This is a genomic window from Nostoc sp. NZL, assembly GCF_015714705.1.
In the GTDB taxonomy this organism is placed as follows: Bacteria; Cyanobacteriota; Cyanobacteriia; order Cyanobacteriales; family Nostocaceae; genus Nostoc; species Nostoc foliaceum_A.
Map to the genome: position 1 here is coordinate 144,312 of NZ_WBKL01000165.1, position 24,816 is coordinate 169,127.

Below are 24,816 nucleotides of genomic sequence, written 5' to 3' on the forward strand. Positions count from 1 at the left end.
AGAATACTTAACCTTTGAGTAAAGTATTCCCTTGGTAGCATATTCACTGATTACCTAGTCTAAGTACTAGGGAAGATTTATCATGAATTGCTAAAAAAGCTTTGGCTAACTGGTAGATAATTGGGGCAGAAAGCTATAGCTAGAAGCATGGAAACCAAACAGCTAGGAAAAACTGGTGTCTTTGTAAGTGCGATCGGTTTGGGTGGTATGCCCATGTCAATTTCTAATCGTCCTCCCGAATCAGAATCAATCCAAGTGATTCATCATGCTCTGAATCTGGGTATTACATTTATTGACACTGCCGACGCTTACTGCAAAGATGAGTCAGATAAGCACCACAACGAGCGACTAATTCACAAGGCGCTTACTAGTTACAAAGGCGATATTAGCCAAGTAATTGTGGCAACTAAAGGCGGTTTAATGCGTCCCGATGGAAACTGGACAAGCAACGGCAATCCAGAACATCTGCGCCAAGCAATTAGAGTCAGTTTTGAGGCGTTGGGTGGTGCTAAACCTATCGATGTTTGGCAATACCATTCTCCCGATAATAATTACACCATTGAGGAATCCCTTACACCTGTGAAAGAGGCAGTGGAGGCAGGTTTGATTCGGTTTGTGGGAGTTTCTAACTTTTCCGTTGAACAAATTAAACGGGCACGGGACGTGGTAGATATTGTCTCGGTGCAAAATCAATACAGCCCTTGGCAACGACAGCCAGAAAATGACGGTGTGTTGAAGTATTGCGAACAGCAAGGATTGACCTTTTTGCCTTGGAGTCCCTTTGGTGGTAGGCGTCGCCATCAGGGCTTGCAAGATATCCCTGCGATCGCTCAGTTAGCTAAAGAAAAAGGCGTGTCAGTGTATAATATTGTCTTGGCGTGGTTGCGTTCCAAGTCGCCCGCTATTTTGCCAATTCCTGGTGCTAGCAAGGTTTTCAGCATTGAAGACTCAACACGTGCTATCAATGTGAAACTATCTGATGAAGAAGTGCAAAAAATTGATGGGGCAACCTAATTATTTTACTAGCTAATGTAGATGTGGTAGAAGTTGCCTAAGATTTCCGTGGCTTGTTTAGCTGCATAAACTATTGTTAATCTTACAAAAAGACGCAAAGATACTAAGAAATTTTGTGCGTCTTTTTGTATTCATGCGAGACTATTATCGAAAGTAATTAATCTAAAATTTATGCAGCTAAATTCTGTAATCGATAGGTTAAAGCAGAGGTTAAGAGTGTTTGCAGTTCTGCTGCTAGCTTCCCAATTCATCTGGCAAAATCCAGGAGATGCACAGCCTCAGCCAAATACGCAACTTCTGCCGTTTTTTGATAATGTAAATAACCCAGTTTCTGTTCGTTTTCCCGGAGGACAACAGGTAGATATTACACCACCTCCACCGCTGCTAAATTCTTTTGACAAAGCTGTACTAAAACTCTGCGGCCCTATTGGTACGAGAGTTAGTTCTAATAATTTTAAACAATTGTTATCTTATTACCCAGATGTGTTGCAGAAACTTCAGCAAGCTAGCGGTGGTGAACTTCGTCCGGGACGTAGGAATAAAGCACAATTTCTCGAAGATTTAACAAATATTTGGTTCAAACGGCGGGGGTTTGAACATATCTTTTGTGGCGAAATATATAACGCCGATGATATTGGTGGTTTACATTTCTATGGCAGATATTTACAGTTACAAAATGAAGGAATAGGCGGACGTTTGCCAAATAATCAAGGACGAGAGGAAGTTATTCCTAATGTAATTTATACAATGGGTGTAGTAATTAAACAGAAAAATCGTACAGTAACAGATGTCATTAAAGGCTATGGCTACCTCAGCAATGCCGAAGAAATGCTTTTAGATGCCACCAAAATATTTAAACTCCAAGGCAACAATGAGGAAGCATGTATTTATAATGTGCGTGATCGAGAAACAGGAAAATTATTCCCTACTGTTTTTGTCAGTAAAGAAAAAGCGATCATTACCTATTATCCCGATGCTACTCCTCAAGGTGCAAAATGTAAAAGTTAAAATTTATAGATCGCCTACACTATAGCGGTTCTCATTTACGTGAGGTACACCCGTAGGGGCACAGCATGCTGTGCCCTACACCTTGCGATATAATGTTGTACCGCATCTAAGTGGGAACCGCTATAAGCTTATAAATAAAAGACATGATATTAGAAACACACCGCTTGCTAATGCGTGACTTTGTAGAGGCAGATTGGCAGGCGGTTTTTGCTTATCAATCTGATTCTTTGTACTTGCGTTACAACTATTGGACGCACCGCACAAAGAACGATGTGTGTGAGTTTATCCAGATGTTTATTGATCAGCAAAAAGAGCAACCAAGAACAAAGTTTCAGTTAGCTATTGTCCTTAAAGAAGAAAATCGGCTTATTGGTAATTGTGGTATCCGTGTAAACGACCCGGAAATGCAGGAAGCAAACATCGGCTATGAACTAAATACTCAGTATTGGGGACAAGGTTATGCAACAGAAGCAGCACAATCCATTTTAAAGTTTGGCTTTGAAGAACTGGGAATGCATCGTATCTGGTCTTGGTGTGTTGCAGAGAATGTTGCTTCTGTAAAAGTATTAGAAAAAATTGGTATGCGTCGTGAAGGTCATCTGCGGGAAAAAGAGTTAATCAAAGGCAGATGGTACGACAACTTTCTTTACGCTATCCTTGACCACGAGTGGAAAGCAAAGTAATACTGCTTCTATGAGCTACCTCAGAGACAATATCATAAATTCCTGAGAAATTGAGGGTAAGACAACTTCCGAGGGTCACAGACATGACCAACACTATCCTCAATTTCCAAACAGCTACCGGACACGAAATTTTAGCAGCAGCGGGTAAAAAATATCTGCGTCCTGGTGGACGAATAGCCACAGAGAAATTATTTCAGTGGGCAAACTTTCAGCCTGGAGAGACAGTTTTAGAACTAGGTTCTAGCTTTGGTTATAGTGCGATCGCTTTAGCAAAACGCTACCATGTGAAAGTAGTAGGCGTTGAAAAAAATCCTGATAGTGTAGCTTGTGCGCGTGCTAATATCTGCGCTGCTGGGTTAGAAAATCAAGTCGAAATCATTGAAGGTAATATTTTTAACCTAGAGGCAATCCCAGGAAAGTTTGATTATGTATTGGCAGAAGCCATTCTTACAATGCAATCGCCATTGGGAAAAACCAAGCTTTTAGCTGAAATTCACAATCGACTCAAACCGGGAGGTAAATTTCTCTCCCATGAACTATTAGCTTGCGACAAAGAAGAACAAATTCATGCTGATTTAGCACGAGTAATTCGAGTTAATTCTACACCACTGTCAGAATCCAACTGGATGACGGCTTTTGCAACAGCAGGATTGCAAGTGCAGAAATGCCAAACTGACTCAATGAATTTATTGAATTTAAAACGGATATTTCAAGATGAAGGCATCTTTAATACGACTCGGATTCTGTGGAATATATTGACGCAGAGAGCTATCCGCAAACGGGTTTTAGAGATGTATCAAGTTTTTCATAAATACCAACACGAATTAGGCTACATAGTTTTGTGTGCTGTTGCTAGCTAACATAATTTATTCCCAAAACCATCGCCTGATAAATACCGATAATCTTTGAATGATTATCAGCCTTTGTTTACGAATCATAATCTTAAAATACTATGACAAATTCAATCACAACTACCCCATCTATGATTACTCAACTACGAGAACAAATTGAATACCCCAGTGCGGGAGTTCTCAGCAAAGTATTGTTGAAAGATAATGCTTGTCAATACACTCTATTTTGCCTAGCAGCTAACACTGATATTTCTGAGCATACCTCTACTCGGAACGCCACTATCAACGTCATCGCAGGCAGAGGTTTACTTACTTTATCTGGAGAAAACATCATCCTTAAACCTGGTGTTTTTGTCTTTATGCCTGCTAACGCACCCCATGCCTTAAAAGCTGAAGAGAACTTGACATTTCTGCTCACTCTTTCTGAGAAAGTCGCAGAGAGTAATTAGTTATTTATGGAGTCTGGAAATATGCGATCGCTACTTTTCACTTTCACTCAAAATTTAAATCTTTCTAAAACTCAGTTGGAACAAATACTATCAAAACCTCTAACTGAAGTTCTAAATTCGCCTGAATTGCAGCAAGAACTAAACAGCTTAGATATCAATTTGCTTAAGGAAACTTTACCCACAGCAGGAGAAGTTTTAGCTAAGGAATTACCACCTTTCTACAACTGGCTAAAAAATGAGTTGGGAGTCAAGCGGGTTCCTGATAGTCCTGATCACACAACAACATGGGTAATTGGTTTTGTCAATAATCAAGAAAGTTTAACTCATTTAGTTGACTTACACCGACCATTGCCTCGTCCGGCTTTAGAAGCTTCTATCCCCCGCTTGGTAGGGATGTTTGCAGGTGTCGAAGACGCGCAAGTTCGGCAGGAATGGCAAAAAGCGATCGCAGCTCTATGTCTAGTTCTAGTTGTTGCTGCACGTGAACAAGATAGAGCAGCTGTAGAAGTCTGATAACTGTTTACAGAAAATTAAGCTTATGAAACCTGCGGAGGCAGGTTTTCTTTATGTAACCGCGAATTGTATTCGTTAGATTCTCTAATCTATATCTCCAGAAGCGATTGCATCTAATTTCTCCGCATCAAGTATTGTAATCTTCCCACCCCGACTATAGGCAATTATTGACTTGAGACTTTTAATTAAACGCACACATTCTTCGTAAGTAATGCCACTACTCCGAGCCATCCGATAATAAGATAATTTGGCTTTTAAACACTCACCTTGTGGACTTGATTCAGTTCCAGATACAGCAGCAAAATATTGAATTAACCTAGCAAGGCGAACAATAGCTCTTTCAGAAACTAATCCGTGAACTGTTTCATGCAATTGCTGAATTCGACTGTTAAAAACCATCAGCATTCGTAACGCGATTTCAGGATTTTGCCCAATTGCTTTTAATAAAGCATCTCGCTCTACAGTGAGAATCTCGCAATCAGACTCAGCAGTGACAGTTGCCGGAGAAATTCCATTTCCTAACAAAGCAGGAGCCGCAAAAATTTCTCCAGCAGCTAGGGCGCGTAAAATTGTTTCTTTCCCCGTTGTTGCTGTTTTGGTAACTTGAATTGATCCACTGACAACAGCATAGAGTTTAGCTGGTAAGCGATCACCCTCATGCAAAATAATCTCTCCTTTGCTATGGCGTTGCACCTGAGTGTAAGGTTGCAAACTTATCTTCTCTGCTGTTTCTAAACCTGCAAATACAATAATTTGCGAAAGTTGTTCCAGGGATGCTTGCATGATTAGCCTTATATTGCAAAGGCTGGACGATGATGAATCCAAGGGTTAGCCGCTTCTAATTGGGCTGCTAGGCTGATGAGTGTGGCTTCAGCGGCAGGTTTACCAATTAGCTGCACACTGATGGGTAAACCCTTACTATCAAAGCCTACAGGGATTGCGATCGCGGGTTGTCCAGTTGCATTCGCAGGTGGACAAGGGGCAACCCATTGAATAATATTTTGGAATGTCTCTTCTGGATTCAGGGAAGCCCATTCCCCAACCAGGATGGGTGAATGTAGATAAACTGGCAATACCAGCACATCCACGGTATCGAAAAACGCCACAATCTGCCGTGCCACTATCTGCATTTGGGAAACTGCTTGAAGATACTCAGCAACAGAACCTGTGCGTGCAAATAGCCAGCGATTCAATGGCTGCATAACTTCAACAGGAAGTCCCGAAGCAGCTACCCCAGCTTGCCAAACGATTTGAAATGGTTCAACTAAACCACTAAAATCTGGAGATTTATGTTCAACTTTGTGTCCGAGTTGTTCTAATAACTCAACTGTTTGGCGGACACCTTGCTGACAGTTGGCATCAGCTTCTCCCAAAGGAGAAATAGTAGTGTCAAAGGCAATTCGCAATGCACCGAGTTTTGTCTGAGTGGCGGCGAGAAATGATGGTTCAGGATCAGGCAACCAGTAAGGATCGCCTGTGACATAGCCAGATATAGTATCTAAAAGGGCAGCAGCATCAGCCACGGTGCGGGCGATCGGACCGTTGGCGGCAATTCCAGCAAGGCGTTCGCCTACGGGTGCTTTACTCACCCTGCCTCTTGATGGTTTGAGTCCCACCAAACCACAACAAGCCGCAGGCCCCCGAATCGAACCACCGCCATCAGAACCTTGAGCGATCGCACACAATCCTGCTGCTACCGCCGCCGCTGCGCCACCACTGGAACCGCCAGGGGTGTATTCTAAATTCCACGGATTTCTGGCTGGGGGAAAACCCGTAGGTTCGCTGTATGGTAATGAACCTAATTCGGAAGTGGCTGTTTTACCGAGAATAGTAAACCCAGCTTGTTTAATCCTTGCCACAACGCCATCATCATAGTTAGAGATATTGTTAAGTAATGCTGGATTTCCATAAGTACAGGTAACACCCGCTACAGCATTGAGGTCTTTAATGGAAATTGGCACCCCAAAAAATGGCGGTAGTTCTGAGGTAGTTGTCAATAATTCTGTTTTGGCTTTGGCATCTGCGATCGCTAGTTCTGCCGTCACCGTAAAATAACTTCCTAATTGGGGATTTAACTGCCCAATCCGTTCTAAATATATTTCCACCAACTCTAGTGGTGATACTTCCCGGCGACGGATTAATTGTGCCAACTCTAGTGCTGGGGTAAATGCTAAATCAACTTCATTCATACGTCAGTGAATGGGTAATTTTGTCTTTTTGTGGGATTTGAAATGTGAAATTGTTACTTTAGCAGGATTTCCGGGAACTATACATTTTATAGCTCCTGAGATTTGTCACTCAACTAGGATGCTCAGATGCAACAGGCGTGTTTACGTTCTTACTCAAGCCATTTTAATTGTTTCGCATAAACTTTCGACAAATCCCTAAGGGGTATTTATGGCTAACCTAGAAATACTTGTTAGTGAATTGCCAACACTAATTCAGAGTCTAAAACTGAATATTGGCGATTCTAATGAAATCATGGAACAAATTATCCTGACCAATAATGCTCAGGAACAACTACGAAATACTAAAAAAATAATTGTTCAGGAATTGGGATTTGAGAATATCAAAAATTCTGCGATCGCTACACTTCCTCGAATAGCTACAATCCCTAGTTTCTTGATACCTGTTGGATTAGTAGATCCAGCCATAGCAGATAAGTTTGGCAACTCAAAAACTAAAATTTCTTTAGCTGATTTAAAATCAAAAATCGATGTATGGATTGAATGGGGTTATTTTTTGCAGGCAATAGCTGCTGATATTCTCAGTGATGTTCAGTTGGTAAATCAATTAAATTCTGATAATAATCATCTCAGCATCTGCGCCCAATTTCAAGTTATTGCTGAAAGCTTAAAAATTAACTTAGTCTTTGAAAATTCTCAAGTTTTAGAACGGCAAATTCAAAAAATTAGCAATTCTCAAAATGAATTGTTCCAGTTAAAACAAAAGTTAAATTATATTTTTGATACTATTAAAAATAGTCATAATTTATTAAACATTTTATTAGGTGTGTCTGCTTTTTGTGGTAAATCTGGCTTTGCCTTAGAGTGGTTAGATGATGATCACGAATTAATTATATCTAGTGATGGCAAATTCCAAGAATTGACAGATATTCTTAATGAGTGTGATTTTTTCCAAGAACAAATTGCAACTTTAATTATCCAGGGTGATACTTTAAAAGAACAGGCAGAACAAGCCCTGAAAAAGATTAAGCACGAAAGTAGTAAAGAACCAATTATTAGCCAGCATGTAGAAATAGTACCAAAGTTTTCCACACAAAAAATAGTACGTTTAGCTTTACTCATAGCCTCAAGTTTATTAATCTTAGGTTTTGCTGGTTGGAAAATTAAAGAGCAAAGTCTACAATCGCAGCAGATGAGTCTAAGTTTAACTCAAGAAAGAAGTGCCATTACTAACTTTAAATCTGCTCAAAAGCTCGGAATGGAAGCTGCTTCTCTGGTTCAAAATCCACCGCATTTTTTAAAGGTATGGCAACAAGCAGAAACTAAATGGCATCAGGCAATAAAATTATTAGATAGCATTCCTGTTGAAACATCAGTTTATGACCGAGCAAAGAAGAAATCGGCTTACTATCGGATTAACTATAAATCTATCAATCAAAGAGTCTTAATTGAAAAGAAAGCCTTAGCCAACTTAGAATCAGCCCAAAAGTTAGCAATTGAAGCTAATTTATTTGTCCAAAATCCACCTCATCCGCTACTAGTTTGGCAGCAAGCACAAGACAAATGGCAACAGGCAATCAAGTTGTTAGAAGCGATTCCAGAGAAAACTTCTGTCTCTATACAAGCTAAAGAAACACTTGTGATTTATAAAACTAACTATGCGGCTATCAGGCAAATAATCCAGAACTAAAAACAATTACAAGATTTCTAATTTCTCTAATAAGTTACGAATCCGAGCCTTTCGATTTTTGTAAAAAAATAAAGAGGCAAATCGCCCTTTTTTGACGCTTCACCTCTCTTAACAACAGATAATTACAACTAATAATTACAGCTTAGAACGGTCAGTTAAAATCTCATAACCGGTCTCTGTTACCAACACTGTATGCTCAAATTGAGCCGACAAAGAATTATCCACAGTGACTGCTGTCCAACGGTCAGATAATGTCCGGGTGTGTCTAGAACCTGCATTTAAAATTGGCTCAATTGCCAGCGTCATTCCCGCACGGAGTTTAACATTTGGCATCTCACGGGTACGATAGTTGAATACTGAAGGTTCTTCGTGCAGATTACGACCAACACCGTGTCCTGTAAATTCTTCGACTATACTAAAGCCGTTAGATTTAACATAATCCTCAATTGCTCCAGCTAGGTCAAGCAGGTATACACCAGCCTTTACTTGTTCAATGCCTTTATATAAAGCTTCTTCTGCTACGCGAATTAATTTAGCAGCTTCTTGCGTCACTTCACCGACAGCAATTGAAATGCAAGAATCACCATGAAAGCCTTGGTAATAAGCGCCCGTATCTACTTTTAATACATCCCCCACACGAATCACTTTCTTGGGACTAGGAATACCATGCACTGCTTCATTATTAATGCTAGAGCAGATAGAACCAGGAAAACCGTGATATCCTTTAAAACTAGGCGTTGCACCCATTTCGCGGATGCGTTTTTCTGCATAAACATCCAAATCAGCCGTTGTCATTCCTGGCTTTACTAACTCGGAAATTTCTTTTAGAACAGTTGCTACAATTGTCGCTGATTGCCGCATGATTTCAATTTCACGCGGCGATTTGATTTCAATTCCTCGGCGTTGCTTTTTCGCAGGTGCAGGCTGAGTCGCTTGAGAAAGTAAGTTACTGAAAATGTTCATGGGAAATTAATAATTACTGGTGGCTCTAGCGCTGAAGTATTAATGCTTTCTCTAGATTACTTGAGAAATAATATCTATAATTTAAGTTATTTTAATCCCAAATAGGGATTCTTCCAGTTTAGCCGCTAACGTATATATAATAACACATTGCCTACTTTTAATGTGTTGGACTTCAATCTAAATTGCCCTAACTTATTTTCCACTGCACACTATGGTATTTAGCTCAATTAACTTTAATTTAAACATTAGATCGCTGCTAAATACTGAGTCGAATAATTTTTAATTCTTGATGGCAATCTCTCCAGTCATGCCTGCTTCCGTATGTCCTGGTATTGGACAACGCAAGCCATAAGTGCCAGATTTCAGGGGCACAAATACCCATTCTGCCTCAGCACCAGGCTTGAGTTCCAGTTCGTGAATGGCTCCTTTAATTTCTACTTTGCCTGCTTCAACTTTTTGTGTCCAGATACCATCGGCAAAATCTTTAGCAGTAAAATAGTGCTTCAGTTGGCTGGGATTGGTAAGCTTTAGTTGATAGCGTTTGCCGGCCTCGAATTCCAAATGATTTGGCTCAAATTTGAGTTCGTTAGCCGAATTACCCAAGCTAACTCTAATTTCTGTGGCTGGTTGCTTGAGCAAATCGTCAGACAAATTTGCTGCCATTGCTGGAGTCGCAGCAATGAAATTTAGAGCTAGGAGCAACGTTAATATCACGTAGTTCCGCCGTAATATTTGCCGCCAAACAGTAGTTGGAAAAGCAAGCAATGTAATTACAATTTGGTATAAATGGTTGTAAGTTTTCATTGGTAGTTCTCAAAAGGCAATGCTGATGAGCAGGAACAATTAATAGGTAGCGGGAAAAACTACTTTATATCTTGCACCTGCCCACTTCCCGCCAGAGAATTTATTCTCTGGCTCATAGCGCAAATCCACTCAAGTGGACTCCAATCCTTATTCACTCTTCTTTAGAAGACTAGCCTCAGAATTCATTCTGAGGCAGTTGTTGGGACTGGTGCAAGTTCTGAGTTTACCCATTCTTTATATTATCCATGCCCAGTGCCCATCTCTACCTAATGCTTTTCTCTGCTAACACAGATGGCCCAGCAGTAACGACTACGATTTGATCTGGGCGGAGTAACTCACGAGCCGCTTTATTAACTTGCTCAAGAGTGACTTTTTGGATTTTTTGAGTGAAGGAGTACAATTCTAATTTGTCGAGTTCATACACCTCATTCATCAGAATTCTATGTGTTAATTCCTCTGGGTTTGCCAGCAAAACGTTGTAGTTGCTGACGAGGGTGCGTTTAGCTGTTTCTACTTCCAGTGCAGTGACACCTTGTTGATGGATTTGCTGTAGCATCTGGCGGGTACTAGCGATCGCTTTACTGCTATCTTCAGGACTAGTTTGCATTTCTATCAAAAATGTGCCTGCATTCTTCCCGGCTTGGAAGGAACTATAAATTCCATAGCTCAAACCTTGGCGATCGCGCACTTCTGCACCCAGTCTACTAGATAGGGTATCGCCTCCCAAAATCTGGTTCAATACTAAGGCTGCGTGAAACCGAAAATCATAACGGTTAATGCCTGTGTAACCCATATATGTAACGGCTTGGGCTTTACCTGGTAAAACTGGGTTGACACTGACTATTTTCTCCGGCATTGGCACTGTGGGATATTTTAATGTGGGTGCTTGGCCGCTAACTTCCCAGTTACCAAACTCATTTTTAATGAGCGATCGCACTTTGTCCAGATCAAAATCTCCCACCAGCGCAAGCACTGTCGTATCTGGACGATAATGTTTAGCTTTGAAATCAATCACATCTTGGCGCTGAATCTGCTGTAAACTCTCCTCTGTGGGAAAGGTGTGTAAGGGATGTTTTTTCGGGTAAATTGACTGAACAAATACTCTTCTAGCTACTTCTGATGGTTCATCTAATTGCAGCTGCAAATCAGTTAAAGTTTGTTGGCGATGCAATTCCAATTCTTTGACTGGAAAGGTACTATTTTTCACAACATCAGCCAATATCTCAAGGAGTATCGGCAAATCCTCTGCTAAACTATCACCCTCAATTCGCACACCTTCGCGGTAGGCTTCAAAGTCTAAACTCGCCCCTCGTTCTGCCAAAGCTTTGGCAATAGTTAAGACATTCTTGCTCTTAGTGCCATTTAGCAAATTCTCTGCCACAAAAGCAGCCAGCCCAGCTTGATTATCTGGATCAAATTCCTTTCCGGCTTGAATGTGACCGCTCAAGGTAACGGTGGGAGTACTATGATCTGGTAACAGTAAGATCCGCAGTCCGTTGGTAAATTTAAATTCCTGTGGTAATACTTGTGCAATCGCATCTGTAGCCAAATCCACAGGCGGTAAGTACTTCCCCACCTCAGAAGGAAGCACAGGTGCGCCAGGAGAAAAATTCTCTGTAGTTTGGGCTGAGTCTGGTTTATCAATAACCTCTGTTATCAGCTTCTGGGTTGGTTCAAAAAAGCCTACTTTCCTGGCTTCTTTGGTAAGGTATTTGTTAATGACAGCAACGACATCCGTCGGCTTCACCAGACGGACAGCAGCCAAATAACGGTCTGTGTAGCGATAATCACCAGCAGTGGTCTCATCATTGCCCAATTGCATTCCTTGAGAAGTGATATCACGGTTACTCAAAATTACATCTGCTGTTAATTGGGTTTTAGCTCGTTCAACTTCCTCAGATGTCACGCCTTTTTCTGCTACATTGGCGATCACACTACTCAACACTGAGTCAATTTTTTTCAAATCTTGTTTAGAACCAGCCATCACCAACACCTCATACCAGCCAGATTCTCGCAGACTGGTAACTGATGCTGTTAATTCACTAGCTAAACCTGATTCCACCAATGCCTGATAAAGTCTAGAATTCCGTCCCTCTGTCAAGATGTAATCCATTACATCCAGCGCAGGCACATCCGGTTGATTTGCATCCGGTAGTGGGTAAACCGCCTGCAACAGCCGCCCTGCTCCCGCTTCTCGCAATATTATGGGAGTGCTGTTAGCGGTAGCGGGGCGTTTAGCCCGTGCTGAGTAACGAGTGCTGAGTGATGGAGATGAGGAAGAAATAACTCCTGCCCCCTGCCTCCTGGGTAATTTACCAAATACCTCTTTAACTATTTCCAGGGTATTTGCAGTTTGAAAATCTCCAACAATTACTAAAACGGCATTATCGGGACTGTAAAAATTGCGGTAATATTTTTCTACCTGCTCAACTTCAAATTTCTCGACATCAGCTTTGGTTCCACCTACAGGCAACCCATAAGCATGATTGGGAAACACCGCTTGCATGACGGCACGGTTGAGGCGATATTCTGGACTATTTTCGTAACCCTGCAACTCGGAAATTACTACCCGCTTTTCACTCGCCAGTTGTTCTGGCTCAATCTGGGAATTTTGCATTCTGTCTGCTTCCAGCACTAAGAGCGCTTTTAGCTTGTTTCGTTCCACAGTACCGTAATATGCAGTTTGGTCATAGCTGGTGAAAGCATTGGAATCACTACCTAAAGCACTAAACAAACGACCAAATTGAATCGGACGATTTTTTGTACCTTTAAACATCATGTGTTCCAACTGATGGGCAATGCCATTCACGCCCGGTTCTTCATTACGTGAGCCAACCTTGTACCACACCTGCACCGTCACCACTGGTGCAGTATGTACTTCCTTTGTAAGGATAGTTAGACCATTTTCCAGCACTGTCTTACGGACATTTAGTGTCAGTGTTGAGGGCATTATTCTTTTTGTTAGCAAGGTTGACTGGTATTTTTCTTTATTAGATATGGCTGGATGTTGGCTATGAGCAGGTTGATCGCTTAACAAAAAAACCGCTACTAGCCATAAGCTTAAAAATAATAATGGCAAGGGATATTTATAAAATCTAGAAAATCCATACATGTATTTAGCAAGTATATCTGTAAATTAAGTTACATAGTTATGTTGGAGAGTGACCACAGTTTAATATCGCAAAAAAATCTGTTATCTCGGTAACAATACAGAAAAATAATATATTAGCAATAAAGGTAATAAAAAAGCTAAATTATGGGTTTTTTGGTAAAACTCGAATGAATTCCAGAGGTAAACCATCGGTATCGGCGATGAAAGCCACTTCGTAAATGCGATCGCCTATTTGCTGTTGTGTCGGTTCTAAAAGTACCTTCAACGGTTGTAATTCTCCGGGTTGATTCCCGGCAGCTAACAGAACACGTTTTTGTAAATTTGTCAACCAACTAGGTAAATCTGGTGTAATTTCAGTCAGATCGAACGAAAGATGATAATACCCCACATAATGCTCATCAGCAAACGCATCTGGCGCTGGTTTTGGTTCGGGAATTTGGATTAGTTCAATTCTGCCGCCCAATCCTTCCATCCAGCAAGCTAGGGTGTAGCCCGTAGTAAAGCGTTCCGAAATTGTAAACCCTAAATGTTCGTAGAAAGCGATCGCTCGATGAATATTCGCAGTCCGAATAGAAGCGTGGTGCATAATTAGTCATTAGTCATGAGTCATTAGTCATTAGTCAAATGACCAATGACTAATTACCATTACTCAAACAACCTGAAATAAGGGTAGCGCACAGGGACGCCAGGCTCTTTTTCCAAGTCAAAATTGATCACTTCCCAACAGGGATCTTCTGAGCTATCGGGGCTAAACTCCACGGGTAAGCCGTATAAACGCGCAGCAGTGGCTTCTGGTTGTCCAGAACGCCAAGGGGTGCTGCGTTCTAAATAGCCACTCATCAATTCCTGATAGCGTCGAGCAATAATCACTCTTGTTGCTCGATAGCCTTGGGTATAGAGCTTATCTAATGCTTCGTGAATTTCAAACCGAATACCATCGGGATGAGTATGCTGTCTATACCATTCATTATTCCACCTCCGCCAATGACGCCCCGATTGCAAATGGATTAACTCTCCATTTTTAGGATTAGCTTCAAAAGCGCCATGACGCGAACACAAATAGGTATCTGTTAGTGTCAGCGCCGGAATAGTCTGGCGACAGTGGGGACACTGTATTTCCGGCCCAAACATCGGGTACTGCAAGCCTGGATTCATCATGAAGTGCGTACAAACATAATTTTGTCTTCACCAGCACTAGTGCATTGGATTATACACTTCGGCTCCACTACTTTGGGTTACTTGCTCACTGCGGCATAGACACGGAGTTGCGGCAGCAACATTGCTCACTAGTGTTTTCCTCACCATAGAGGCTTAACGGTGTGATATCCTGGTTGTTCAACCAGCCTCAAAGGTTGGATTTTCTCCAGTGTTCCTGGGTACCATATTAATATTCTATCGTGTCTACCGCTTCTTACTGGACATCTCCTGATTTTTCTCAAGCTACCTTCATCGCAGCCAATGCTGTTGTTATGGGTTCGGTAAATATAGCAGCAGGGGTAAGCATTTGGTATGGAGCAGTGGTTAGGGGAGATGTAGAACGGATTGAAATTGGCGAATGCACAAATATTCAGGATGGTGCAATTTTACATGGAGATCCTGGGTTTCCGACAATTTTAGAAGATCATGTGACCGTAGGGCATCGCGCTGTGGTACATTCCGCTTACGTTGAGCGTGGAAGTTTGATTGGCATTGGCGCAGTGATTTTAGACGGGGTACGAGTGGGCGCTGGTAGCATTATCGGTGCTGGTGCAGTCGTAACCAAAGATGTACCTCCTTTGTCCCTAGTTGTGGGCATTCCTGGCAAAGTGTTGCGGCAAGTAACAGAGGCTCAAGCCGCAGAACTTATTGAACACGCTAAACGTTACCAAAAGTTAGCTTTAGTTCATGCTGGTAAGGGTACTGATCTCGGCTTTAAGAAGCCTTAGGGAGTGGGGAGATGGGGAAGATGAGGGAGCAGGGGCGCAGAGGGGCAGGGAAGAAATAACTAATGCCCAATGCCCCATAATTTAAACATTCTTTACATATCTAGTTGGAAAAATTGCCCACTTCAGCTAAAAATAAAAATGAGAGCAGTTGACAAAACTTTAATTTCTACTTAAAAGAGGGGTTCTAGATATGGATATCGATTACCGTATAGCGATCGTTTTAGCACCAGTTGCCATTGCCGCTAGCTGGGCAGTGTTTAATATTGGCGCTGCGGCTTTAAGACAAATTCAAGGCTTTTTGGATAGAGAAGCTTAAAATACGGCTCAATATCATCGATCTTCAATCGGCTGTCTCTCTTCACAGAGGCAGTCGGTTTTATTGATATCAATTAGTGGGCATGGGGCATTGAGCATTGGTTATTCTCCTTGTCCCCATCATCTCCCTCATTCCCTCACTCCCCAATCTCCCCTTCCTTGGATATCGATTCTGTAATACAACCCCTGCAACGTTTTGGTGTCCATCTAGGACTTGATCGCATTGTCAATTTATTGGCAAATCTGGGCAATCCTCATCACCAAGTCCCGATAATTCATGTTGCTGGCACCAATGGCAAAGGTTCAGTATGTGCCTATCTTTCCTCAGTACTCACTGAGGCTGGTTATCGGACAGGACGCTATACTTCCCCCCATTTAGTCGATTGGACGGAACGTATTTGTCTGAATGAACAGCCAATTTCCTCTGAGGAATTGAGCCAATTATTAGAAAAAGTCCAAGCTGCTATTCGTGCTGATGACGAATCTGCAACTCAGTTTGAAGTAATTACGGCGGCTGCTTGGTTATATTTTGCCCAGCAGCAAGTCGATGTGGCTGTGGTAGAAGTCGGACTAGGAGGGCGCTTAGATGCTACCAATGTCTGTTTGAAACCCTTGGTTACAATTATCACTTCTATCAGCCGGGAACACTGGCAGCAACTTGGCCCCACCGTCGCTGACATTGCTGGAGAAAAAGCAGGTATTCTCAAACCTGGATGTCCCGTTGTGGTTGGAGGATTGCCACTAGATGCAGAAGAAGTTGTGCGATCGCGTGCCTTAGAATTACAATGCCCGATTTTTACACCTCAACCCGCCCGTGAAATAGCCTCTGGATGGGCAGAATATCAAACTATCGAAAATTCTAAATTAATTAAATACCAGTTACCGTTAGCGGGACAGATTCAATTAACTAATTCAGCTTTGGCTTTAGCTGCTTTAGAAATTCTCCAACAACAGGGTTGGCAGATTTCTGAAGAAGCCATAACTAACGGCATGGCAAAAACTAAATGGCCAGGGCGGATGCAATGGGCTACCTGGAATAACCATAAATTATTACTTGATGGTGCTCATAATACCGCCGCAGCCCAAGTTCTCCGCCAGTATGTCGATAGCTTAGACGCAGTGAACCACAAGCCAGTCAATTGGGTTATCGGAATGTTTTCTGACAAAGATCATGCTGATATTTTTGCCGCCCTGTTGCGGCCAGGCGATCGCCTTTTTTTAGTACCAATACCAGTAGAATCTTGGCCCGGTAGAACTTCCGCTGATCTAGACTACTTAGCAAATCTAGCTTACAGCCTCTGCCCAGAATTAAGCGATCGCCAAATCCATCCAGATTTATTCACAGCATTGGAAGCCGTAACCTCAACCGCAACCACAGACGATTTAATCGTTTTATGTGGTTCCCTTTATTTAGTAGGCGATTTTTTATCACCCACTAATATAATTCGTAAATCATAATTACGAATTACGAATTACGAATTACGAATTACAAAATTTATCTATTGTTCCACTCTTGCGCCGCATCCTCTACGGCTTTATCTACAGTCTTCTGGTTTAACATTGCTGCTTGCAAGTTCTCGTAAACCGCCTTTTGGAGTTTTTTGAAATCCTTCAAAGTCGGAGTTAATATTTCTGCTTGTTGCAGTTGTTGGGCGGTGATAACTCGCGCTTTTTCTATTGTTGAAGCATTAGCTGGAACATCTTTAAAGTAACTATCAGACAATGCTTTGATTGTAGAAGGTAGGACATTTGCAGCTTTAGCAAAGGCTAACTGATTTTCGTCATTGGTGACAAATAAGGCAAATTTCACAGCGCCGTCTGGTTGTTTGCTATCGCGGGGAATAACTATGTTCATCACCGCAACATTTTTCTTGCCTGTGTCACCAGTGAGTTGAGGTGCTATTCCCGAAGCTTGAGCAATTTTCGGGGCATTATTTGCGATCGTTTTCAGAAACTCTGGCCCAGAAGCTAGAAACGCAGTCTCTCCAGATTGGTATAAATCGATCGCATGGCGATGTCCTTGCGTCAAAGCTTCTTTAGGAAGCAAACCTTTTTTATACAAGTCTACCCAATACTGAAACGCTGCCTTACCTTGTGCTGAATTAAACGCTGCTTTTCCCTCAGCATCTACTAAGGTGACACCCATTTGCACGAAAGATTCCAACACTTCACCGGAATCTTGCGGTACGAAAGTCACAAAAAAGGCATACTTGCCAGTCTTATCTTTAATTTGTTGGGCTGCTTGTGCCAATTCTGCGTAGGTTGCAGGTGTTTTATTGATACCTGCCTGTTTTAATAAATCAGTGTTATAAATGGTTAACCTTGTGGTGAGATACCAGGGAATCCCAAAACTCTTGCCATTAAGCGTACTTGCTTTCCAGATATTCGGTAGATAGGAGGAACGTACATCGTTTGGGACTTTCGCATCTAAATCTAACCAGGCATTTCGTCCGGCAAGTTGGGAAGCAAAACCCGGATTGAGGTTAACTACATCAGGTGGCGTTTTCGCTGAGACAGCTGTTAAAATTTTGTTCTCCATCGCCGCCCAAGGTATATCTACCCAGTTAATCTTTATACCTGGATTTTGCAATTCAAAATTTGCAATTAGGCTTTTGAAGTAGTCGGTAAATTGAGGTTGGAGTTGCATCGTCCAAAACTCAACAGTTGCCGTTCCTGAACTAGCCTGTTTTGTACCTGTACCAACATTACTTGTGCTGCAACTTACAATCCAACTGGTTAATAATCCCAGCAGTGTAAAAGCAACAAGTTGTTTAAATTTTCGCAATTGAATCATTTTCCCAGTATTTTTACGCTTGCTCAGTGTGAAAAGCTTAGATCAGAATTGTCGAGATTATAGGCTAAATAAATTACTTAGCACCAAGTCCATTTCTTAGTATCATTTAAATTTTCAATTTAGCAGTCCAGCGGGCACAAATGTGGTAAAAAGCTTCAATAGTCTGTTTGGCAAATCGAATAAAGGGGTCGGCATTGAACTTGCTCCCGAACGGGTAAATGTAGTTCAGCTACGCAAGCAGCGTCAAGGCTTGAAACTAGAAACCTTTACATCGGTAGCAGTTCCCGAAGGCATAGTTACTGATGGTCAAATCACCGACCCCGCAGCAATGGCGCAATTAATTCAGCAGGCGCTAGCTGAGAGCAAAATCAAAACTTCTCGCGTTGCCACTGGTGTACCAGGGCGAGATTCCATCGTTCGGATCATACCAGTGCCAGCAGAGTTAGATGATAAAGAACTGCGAGAAATGGTGCTCAACCATGAAGCAGGTTTATATTTACCCTATCCTCGTGAAGAAGCTGATGTAGATTATCAGAAACTTGGGTACTTTGTAGATGAAGATGGTATTGAAAAAGTACACGTACTCCTAGTTGCCACCCGCAAGGAGATAACGGATACCTATATAAGTACATTCGAGCAGGCAGGATTACAAATTGATGTTTTAGAAATTAACAGTTTTGCTCTGATTCGGACTATTCGGGAGCAACTGCGGCAATTTGGGCCACAAGAAGCAGCAGTACTAGTTGATATAGAGTTTGACAGTACAGAAATTGCCATCATCGTTAACGGAGTGCCGCAATTTTCGCGCACAGTCCCAATCGGGACTTATCAAATGCAAACTGCCTTAGCAAGGGCAATGAGCTTACCCACATCACGAGATATGGAACTGTTACATGGAATGGTTATTCCGCCAACTCCCATAGACGGCGGCAAAACTGGTGTCACCGAACTCGATCCTGGTATGGCAGCCATATTAAGAGTGTTGGGAGAACTTACAGATGAACTGCGCCGTTCCATCGATTTTTACCTCAATCAAAGTGAAAATTTGGAGGTAGCACAGATTATATTAGCTGGCCCAGGAGGTGGACTCCAACAGCTAGATGAATTCTTTACGCAACGATTGAGCTTGCCAACTACCCAAATAGATCCAATAGGGTCTTTGTCTTTGGAAGTTGACACTGATAAATATCCACAGGTACAACGCTCTGGTTTGGCGATCGTACTAGGTCTAGGAATGCGGGAGGTGTAACAAAATGTACAGCCTAGATGTTAACTTTCTTAAAGACCGCCCAGCATACCAGAAAAAGCCTGAGAGAAAGGGAGGCATATCTCTAAACCTGCCTACGGGGAATATGACACCAGTCTATGTGGGAGTTGCACTAGGTGTAGGTCTTCCAGCTTTATTGGGAGTTGGTTGGTGGTTGTTACAAGGAAAGATTGTTGAATTAGAGGGGACAATAGCACAACTAGACCAAGAAAGCAAGAGATTAGATACAGAAATAGGAAATCTGAATAAAATCAAAGCCGAGACGAATGCAATTAAAGGGGAAACCCAAGCTTTAGTCACCGTATTTGACCAGATTCGACCTTGGTCAGCAATGCTGCAAGATTTGCGCGATCGCATCCCAGCGACAGTGCAAATCGAAAACATCAAGCAAATCCCACCCATTGCGGCAGTGGAAGGGAAGCCAGCAGGCAATCCCGCTGGGGGATTAGAAATTACCGGATTGGCTCGTTCTTTTAACGATGTCAATGATTTCTTATTGAGTTTACAACAGTCTCAGTTCTTGAAGTCCTCAGAAAGCAGAATTCTGACGGCAACGTTAGTAGATGCTCCCTTAACTCCAGGTTTGGGTCAACCTACTAATGCTGTAATAATTAAGCCGCCCCAAGTAGTTAAATACACTATTCAATCGAGTATGAACGATGTTCCAGCGTCGGAATTAATCCGGGAGTTGGAAAAAAAAGGCACAGTGGGGTTAGTAACTCGAATTCGTAGTATGCAACAAACAGGAGTCATTTCAAAATGACGCTGAGTGATGATTTAAATTTTGCCGAACATGGTGGGGAATTCGATTCGGAAACGCCAGCCTACCCCGTGGTATTTGGTATTGCTTTCACACCAAAAATTATTGGGATCTTGGTAGGGGTGATTGGTTTAGCGGGAGCAGGTTATATATTTTTAAACCTGCTGATGCCAGCTTGGGAAAGCTATCAGCAGCAGCAAGCCAAAAGCTCTGAACTGCAAGGGCAAATTGAGCAAAAAAAAGCCAGTATCAAACAGATTGCCAAAGTTAAAGACGAGCTAGCACAGGCAAAACAGCAAAAAGTTCAGGTTTTGGGTTTATTTGCTAACGAAAAAACCTTGGATACATTGCTGTTGGATCTGAACCGATTAATTGACTCTGGCAGTACTCCAACTTCTATTAATGCAGTGAGAGCCAAACTGAAGAAATTTGTGCCAGTTTCCGCCAAACCAGAACCGATTATCGATGGAACTCTAGGACTACAGGTTGACGGTAAACTGCAACGCAGCAGTATCAATGCCGAAATTACAGGAACTTATGAGCAAACACAATCGATAATGCGTAACATTGAGCGTTTACAGCCTTTGTTAATAGTTAAAGATTATCAAGCAACTTTGGCTCCAGTAGAGTCAAGATCGCCATTAGATAAAACGCCGGTTCAGGTAGGGCCAGCAGCGATCAATACTTCATTCCAGTTACAGGTATTGATGCCACTTAGTGCAGAAGAAGTAGCGGCGGCGGCGGCGGCTAAAAATGCCCCGAAAAAGTAGTTAACTTAGAGCCAGGGCGGTTTCTAAGCGCCGATTTAGCGTTAAGTAAACTTAGAGCCAGGGCGAATTTTATTCGCCTACTCAAAATTGTTTGTAAACAAGGTTTTATAAGGTGAGGAATGAACTGTGAAACAGCTTCACGGTAATAGTTTTATATTGGGTACTGCCGCTTTTGTATTTTTGGCAGCTCAACCAGTTTGGGCACAAATTAGTCAAGTTACTAACGTACAGTTAAATCCAGTTAATGGTGGAATTAGCGTTGCTTTGAAAACTTCTTCAGGGTCGCGCCCCCAAGTTTTCACTACAAAAAGAGGCAAGACTTTAGTCGCAGATATTATCAATACTCAATTACGATTACCACAAGGCAATAGTTTTCGTCAAGATAGCCCAGCACCAGGAATTGCCTCCGTTGAGATTAATCAGCTTGATGCCAATAGTATTCGGGTGACCGTAACTGGTAGTAATAATACACCTGAGAGTCAACCCGTGGTGCGATCGCAAAATGGAATTACACTCAGCTTTAGCCCATCCACAGGCACTACAGCATCAGCACCAACACCAGCAGCGCCAACATCCACAGCACCGCCTGTTACTACTCCAGCCCAACCGGGTCAGAAGCCAGATGTTCTTGTTCCTAACCCGGAAGTCACCATTGACGGACAACCTGCACAAGCAGCTGGGCCAGGTCAACCGGTGAGTCAGGCTCCACCTTTCTTACCTAGAGCTGTCGCGCCACCAGTGGGAGATATTGCCATCTCTAATACTGATGCTTCTCCTAGCACCATTGACTTAGGAACTCAGGAACGTGTACCCCGTTTAGTATTGCGAGATGCACCGGTGCGTGAGGTTTTGTCACTACTTGCCCGTGCTGCTAGTTTGAACCTGGCTTATATCGGAGGCGAGCAAGCTGCTGGAGGTCAGCAAGGTGGTGCTGCTAATGCACCAGCAGTTTCTCAAACAATCTCGTTAGATATAGAAAATGAGCCAGTGCAAGATGTGTTTAACTACGTCTTACGCTTGAGTGGTTTAGAAGCGAATCGCAGTAATCGCACGGTTTTTGTTGGGCCTAAACTACCTAATTCCACCCGTGACATGGTTATGCGTAGCCTGCGACTCAATCAGGTGACAGTGGGAGTCGCCTTGAACTTTTTGGTCGGCTTGGGAGCAGAAAGTGCCGTCAGCCGCGAACGACAAGTTACCAGTGTTAATGCCGTACCCGTGGGTACTGGAGTTGCTCCTATCACCCAAACTCAGACAACTACAGAAACCAAAGTTGAAACTCAACGCGTTAATTTTACAGACTCTAACCCATTACTTAGAGGTTTACAGGCATTAGGAGATGAGCGCACCAATTCCCTGACTTTGATTGGCCCTCCGCGGCTAGTTGAGATGGCCATGGCTCAACTAACTCAGCTTGATATCCGCCGTCGTCAAGTAGTAGTCAATGTCAAGATTATCGATGTTAACCTCTTGAACACCCAGGACTACAACACTAGCTTTTCCTTTGGGGTTGGTAATAACTACTTTACAAATGATGGCGGTGCAGCATCTCTAAATTTTGGCGGTTCGAGACCAGCTACTAGAGCTGAAACGTCGAGCAGCGTGACTAGTACGCCAGTTATCCAGAATCCCGTTACAGGTGGAACATTTTTGGGTGATGGGTTTTTTAACTCTCAGGGCAATATACCATCAGCTACTGCTGATGTAGGTAATCCACTACAACCAGGTATTACAGAGTTTACTCCAGGAACTCCGGCAACAGCCACAACCGCTGGAACTCCTGATCAATATACATTTGCTCTCCCAACTTTATTCCAGTTCCCTAAACGTCTTCTCGCTAGCTTGCAGGCTCAAGTACAAAATGGCAACGCCAAGATTTTGACAGACCCGACCTTAATTGTCCAAGAAGGTCAAACCGCTAATGTGAATCTGACTCAGGAAGTGGTAGGCAATATTAAAAGGGAAATAGTTCGCGATGCGAATCTTGCTACAGAAACTATTTCAGCTGAAAAAGACCGAGTAGGTTTAACCCTAGCTGTCAAAGTTGAGCGGATTGATGATAACGGTTTTGTCTCTCTATCGGTAGCTCCTGTCGTCAAAGCACCCCAAGCTCCAGCTACTATCAACGTTGGAGGAGGCGGTACCCAACAAATATTCTTGGTATCGGAGCGCTCTCTTAATTCTGGCTCGATTCGCTTGAGAGATGGTCAAACACTAATTCTTTCAGGCATCATTCAAGACGCAGACCGGACAACTGTCTCTAAAATTCCCATCTTGGGTGATCTTCCACTAATTGGTTCGCTATTTAGAAGTACAAACAGACAGAACCAGCGTAATGAGGTAATTGTATTACTCACACCTCAGATTATGGATGACACAGAGAACTCCTCCTATGGCTATAACTACGCCCCCAGCCCAGAAGTGCGGCAAATCCTTGAGCGTCGAGGGTTGAAGGTTCCTGGCAGGTAATAAGGATAATGGACAAGGTGAGTCACTTCTGGCAAAGGCTCAGATCCCCGACTTCTTTAAGAAGTCGGGGATCTTTTTGTTCACTGAATTCTCCGTGCAGAGCAGATAAGCGGCTGAGGCGTTGCAGCGGAATACTGGAAGTTAGTATTTCATTGTGCTGTAGAACAAAATAGATATAGGTTTGTAGCTCAGTCAGCTGACAAAAACGGGAAATACTTTTATGACAGCACTTACATTAAACCTCAATTCTGTAATTAAACTGACAAGAGATCAATTTTATCAATTGTGTGAAGAAAACCCCGATTTAAAATTAGAACGCAATGCCCAAGGAGAGTTGATTATAATGCCACCTACGGGAGGAGAAACAGGAAAAAGTAATTCTACTATTAACGCTCAAATATGGTTCTGGAACGACCAAAATCAATTGGGCGAAGTTTTTGATTCATCAACTGGATTTACTTTACCTTCAGGGGCTGACCGTTCTCCAGATGTTTCTTGGGTGGAAAAATCTTGTTGGGATGCTTTGACTAAAGAACAAAAAGAAAAATTTATTCCTTTATGTCCTGATTTTGTTATCGAGATACTTTCGCCTAACGACAGCTTAAAAAAAACTCAGAACAAGATGCAAGAGTATATCGAAAATGCTTGTCGTCTAGGTTGGTTGATCAACCGAAAAAACAGGAAGTAGAAATTTATCGTCCAGGACAAGATGTGGAAGTTTTAGAATTTCCTCAAACTATTTCCGGGGAAAATGTTTTACCTGGTTTTGTACTCAATATACAAAGAATTTGGTAACCGATTCTGTGTGTGGACTTTAGTTATCACATACTGATAAAACATCAACTGGGGTTGTGGCTACGTTGGTAGACATCCAGCTTGAAAAATCTGTTCGGCGGTTAAATTCAATTCCGGGAAAGTAGGCGAAACGATGCGATTACTGCCTATAAATTGAGTAACTTGGTATTCACCATCGATTTCAACAATCACACCATCATATAATCGTACCTTCCGCCTTCGGGTCGCCACGCTGCAAAATCTTCAAAGGTCAAAAGAGGCAGGGGAGCAGGGAGCAGGGGGGAGGATTGGACGGAGCTTGTACTCCGACCAATCAAGAACGTCTTAGAAAGACGGGGCTTGATACCCATGTTCCGCTCCGCTTCACGGCTTCGGGGCTTTCTATTGCTCCCCCTGCCCCCTGCCCCTCCGCCTCTTCGGTCATACCCCTATGAAGAAGTAAGCTACG

22 protein-coding genes and 2 pseudogenes are annotated in these 24,816 nt (G+C 42.5%); 15 read left to right on the forward strand and 9 right to left on the reverse strand.

The genetic code is table 11. The features are described 5' to 3' along the window. Window positions 1–147 precede the first annotated feature (147 nt). From F8R90_RS24045 to F8R90_RS24070, 6 genes are all read left to right on the forward strand, one after another. The gene (locus F8R90_RS24045) at window positions 148–1,014 is read left to right on the forward strand and encodes an aldo/keto reductase (protein WP_196512778.1); all 867 of its coding nucleotides are present in this window, start codon (window positions 148–150) and stop codon (window positions 1,012–1,014) included. A gap of 171 nt (window positions 1,015–1,185) precedes the next feature. Then, window positions 1,186–2,022, forward strand: coding sequence for an EndoU domain-containing protein (locus F8R90_RS24050; protein WP_196512779.1), 837 nt, complete (start codon window positions 1,186–1,188; stop codon window positions 2,020–2,022). A 143-nt stretch (window positions 2,023–2,165) separates the two neighbouring features. Beyond that, complete coding sequence (locus tag F8R90_RS24055) at window positions 2,166–2,705, forward strand: GNAT family N-acetyltransferase (RefSeq protein WP_230966748.1); 540 nt, start codon at window positions 2,166–2,168, stop codon at window positions 2,703–2,705. Between the two features lie 83 nt (window positions 2,706–2,788). After that, window positions 2,789–3,565, forward strand: a complete 777-nt coding sequence (locus F8R90_RS24060) for an SAM-dependent methyltransferase (protein ID WP_196512780.1) — start codon at window positions 2,789–2,791, stop codon at window positions 3,563–3,565. A 92-nt stretch (window positions 3,566–3,657) separates the two neighbouring features. After that, window positions 3,658–4,005 (forward strand): cupin domain-containing protein, encoded by a 348-nt coding sequence (locus tag F8R90_RS24065; RefSeq protein ID WP_196512781.1) that lies wholly within the window; start codon window positions 3,658–3,660, stop codon window positions 4,003–4,005. A 21-nt stretch (window positions 4,006–4,026) separates the two neighbouring features. Further along, window positions 4,027–4,518, forward strand: coding sequence for a hypothetical protein (locus tag F8R90_RS24070; protein ID WP_196512811.1), 492 nt, complete (start codon window positions 4,027–4,029; stop codon window positions 4,516–4,518). A gap of 84 nt (window positions 4,519–4,602) precedes the next feature. Here F8R90_RS24070 and F8R90_RS24075 read toward each other — a convergent pair whose 3' ends face one another. Together F8R90_RS24075 and F8R90_RS24080 are read right to left on the reverse strand one after the other, a co-directional pair. Further along, window positions 4,603–5,301 carry a Crp/Fnr family transcriptional regulator gene (locus F8R90_RS24075; RefSeq protein ID WP_196512782.1) on the reverse strand — a complete coding sequence of 233 codons (699 nt, stop codon included), beginning with the start codon at window positions 5,299–5,301 and terminating at the stop codon, window positions 4,603–4,605. An 8-nt stretch (window positions 5,302–5,309) separates the two neighbouring features. Beyond that, window positions 5,310–6,707, reverse strand: coding sequence for an amidase (locus F8R90_RS24080; protein ID WP_196512783.1), 1,398 nt, complete (start codon window positions 6,705–6,707; stop codon window positions 5,310–5,312). A gap of 208 nt (window positions 6,708–6,915) precedes the next feature. On the opposite strand from F8R90_RS24080, the gene F8R90_RS24085 reads away from it, so the two are divergent. Next, window positions 6,916–8,394: a hypothetical protein gene (locus F8R90_RS24085; protein WP_196512784.1), complete on the forward strand. Its 1,479-nt coding sequence runs from the start codon at window positions 6,916–6,918 to the stop codon at window positions 8,392–8,394. Between the two features lie 135 nt (window positions 8,395–8,529). On the opposite strand, the gene map is transcribed toward F8R90_RS24085, so the two are convergent. The 5 genes from map to F8R90_RS24110 all read right to left on the reverse strand — a co-directional run bounded on the left by map (window position 8,530) and on the right by F8R90_RS24110 (window position 14,428). Next, entirely contained in the window at window positions 8,530–9,357 is an 828-nt protein-coding gene (gene map, locus F8R90_RS24090) for a type I methionyl aminopeptidase (RefSeq protein ID WP_196512785.1), read from the reverse strand. A 279-nt stretch (window positions 9,358–9,636) separates the two neighbouring features. Next, window positions 9,637–10,161: a cupredoxin domain-containing protein gene (locus F8R90_RS24095; protein ID WP_196512786.1), complete on the reverse strand. Its 525-nt coding sequence runs from the start codon at window positions 10,159–10,161 to the stop codon at window positions 9,637–9,639. Window positions 10,162–10,423: 262 nt separating this feature from the next. After that, the gene (locus F8R90_RS24100; RefSeq protein ID WP_196512787.1) at window positions 10,424–13,273 is read right to left on the reverse strand and encodes a M16 family metallopeptidase; all 2,850 of its coding nucleotides are present in this window, start codon (window positions 13,271–13,273) and stop codon (window positions 10,424–10,426) included. A 142-nt stretch (window positions 13,274–13,415) separates the two neighbouring features. Then, complete coding sequence (locus tag F8R90_RS24105) at window positions 13,416–13,859, reverse strand: VOC family protein (protein WP_196512788.1); 444 nt, start codon at window positions 13,857–13,859, stop codon at window positions 13,416–13,418. A gap of 59 nt (window positions 13,860–13,918) precedes the next feature. Then, a complete protein-coding gene (locus F8R90_RS24110) occupies window positions 13,919–14,428 on the reverse strand; it encodes a TIGR02652 family protein (protein WP_442946757.1) in 510 nt (169 codons plus the stop codon). A 242-nt stretch (window positions 14,429–14,670) separates the two neighbouring features. On the opposite strand from F8R90_RS24110, the gene F8R90_RS24115 reads away from it, so the two are divergent. The 3 genes from F8R90_RS24115 (at window position 14,671) to F8R90_RS24125 (ending at window position 16,971) form a co-directional block, all read left to right on the forward strand. Beyond that, window positions 14,671–15,198, forward strand: a complete 528-nt coding sequence (locus F8R90_RS24115; RefSeq protein WP_196512789.1) for a gamma carbonic anhydrase family protein — start codon at window positions 14,671–14,673, stop codon at window positions 15,196–15,198. 190 nt (window positions 15,199–15,388) lie between these two features. After that, window positions 15,389–15,514: a photosystem II protein Y gene (locus tag F8R90_RS24120; protein WP_069072075.1), complete on the forward strand. Its 126-nt coding sequence runs from the start codon at window positions 15,389–15,391 to the stop codon at window positions 15,512–15,514. Window positions 15,515–15,672: 158 nt separating this feature from the next. Beyond that, on the forward strand, window positions 15,673–16,971 hold the full coding sequence (locus F8R90_RS24125; RefSeq protein ID WP_196512790.1) for a bifunctional folylpolyglutamate synthase/dihydrofolate synthase: 1,299 nt from the start codon (window positions 15,673–15,675) through the stop codon (window positions 16,969–16,971). A gap of 37 nt (window positions 16,972–17,008) precedes the next feature. Here the strand turns inward: F8R90_RS24125 and F8R90_RS24130 are convergent, their stop codons facing one another. After that, entirely contained in the window at window positions 17,009–18,307 is a 1,299-nt protein-coding gene (locus tag F8R90_RS24130; protein ID WP_196512791.1) for an ABC transporter substrate-binding protein, read from the reverse strand. A gap of 142 nt (window positions 18,308–18,449) precedes the next feature. Between F8R90_RS24130 and pilM the strand changes: the two genes are divergently transcribed. The 5 genes and pseudogenes from pilM to F8R90_RS24155 all read left to right on the forward strand — a co-directional run bounded on the left by pilM (window position 18,450) and on the right by F8R90_RS24155 (window position 24,368). Beyond that, window positions 18,450–19,556 carry a type IV pilus assembly protein PilM gene (pilM, locus tag F8R90_RS24135; RefSeq protein ID WP_190899348.1) on the forward strand — a complete coding sequence of 369 codons (1,107 nt, stop codon included), beginning with the start codon at window positions 18,450–18,452 and terminating at the stop codon, window positions 19,554–19,556. Between the two features lie 4 nt (window positions 19,557–19,560). Continuing rightward, window positions 19,561–20,337, forward strand: a complete 777-nt coding sequence (locus F8R90_RS24140; protein WP_196512792.1) for a PilN domain-containing protein — start codon at window positions 19,561–19,563, stop codon at window positions 20,335–20,337. Beyond that, a complete protein-coding gene (locus tag F8R90_RS24145) occupies window positions 20,334–21,104 on the forward strand; it encodes a pilus assembly protein PilO (RefSeq protein ID WP_196512793.1) in 771 nt (256 codons plus the stop codon). Before F8R90_RS24140 ends, F8R90_RS24145 begins: the two co-directional genes overlap by 4 nt. A gap of 126 nt (window positions 21,105–21,230) precedes the next feature. Then, window positions 21,231–23,573, forward strand: coding sequence for an AMIN domain-containing protein (locus F8R90_RS24150; protein WP_196512794.1), 2,343 nt, complete (start codon window positions 21,231–21,233; stop codon window positions 23,571–23,573). A gap of 220 nt (window positions 23,574–23,793) precedes the next feature. After that, a pseudogene (locus F8R90_RS24155) lies at window positions 23,794–24,368 on the forward strand (Uma2 family endonuclease). Between the two features lie 60 nt (window positions 24,369–24,428). Here F8R90_RS24155 and F8R90_RS24160 read toward each other — a convergent pair. Next, a pseudogene (locus F8R90_RS24160) lies at window positions 24,429–24,548 on the reverse strand (Uma2 family endonuclease); the annotation flags it as partial. Window positions 24,549–24,816: the final 268 nt, after the last annotated feature.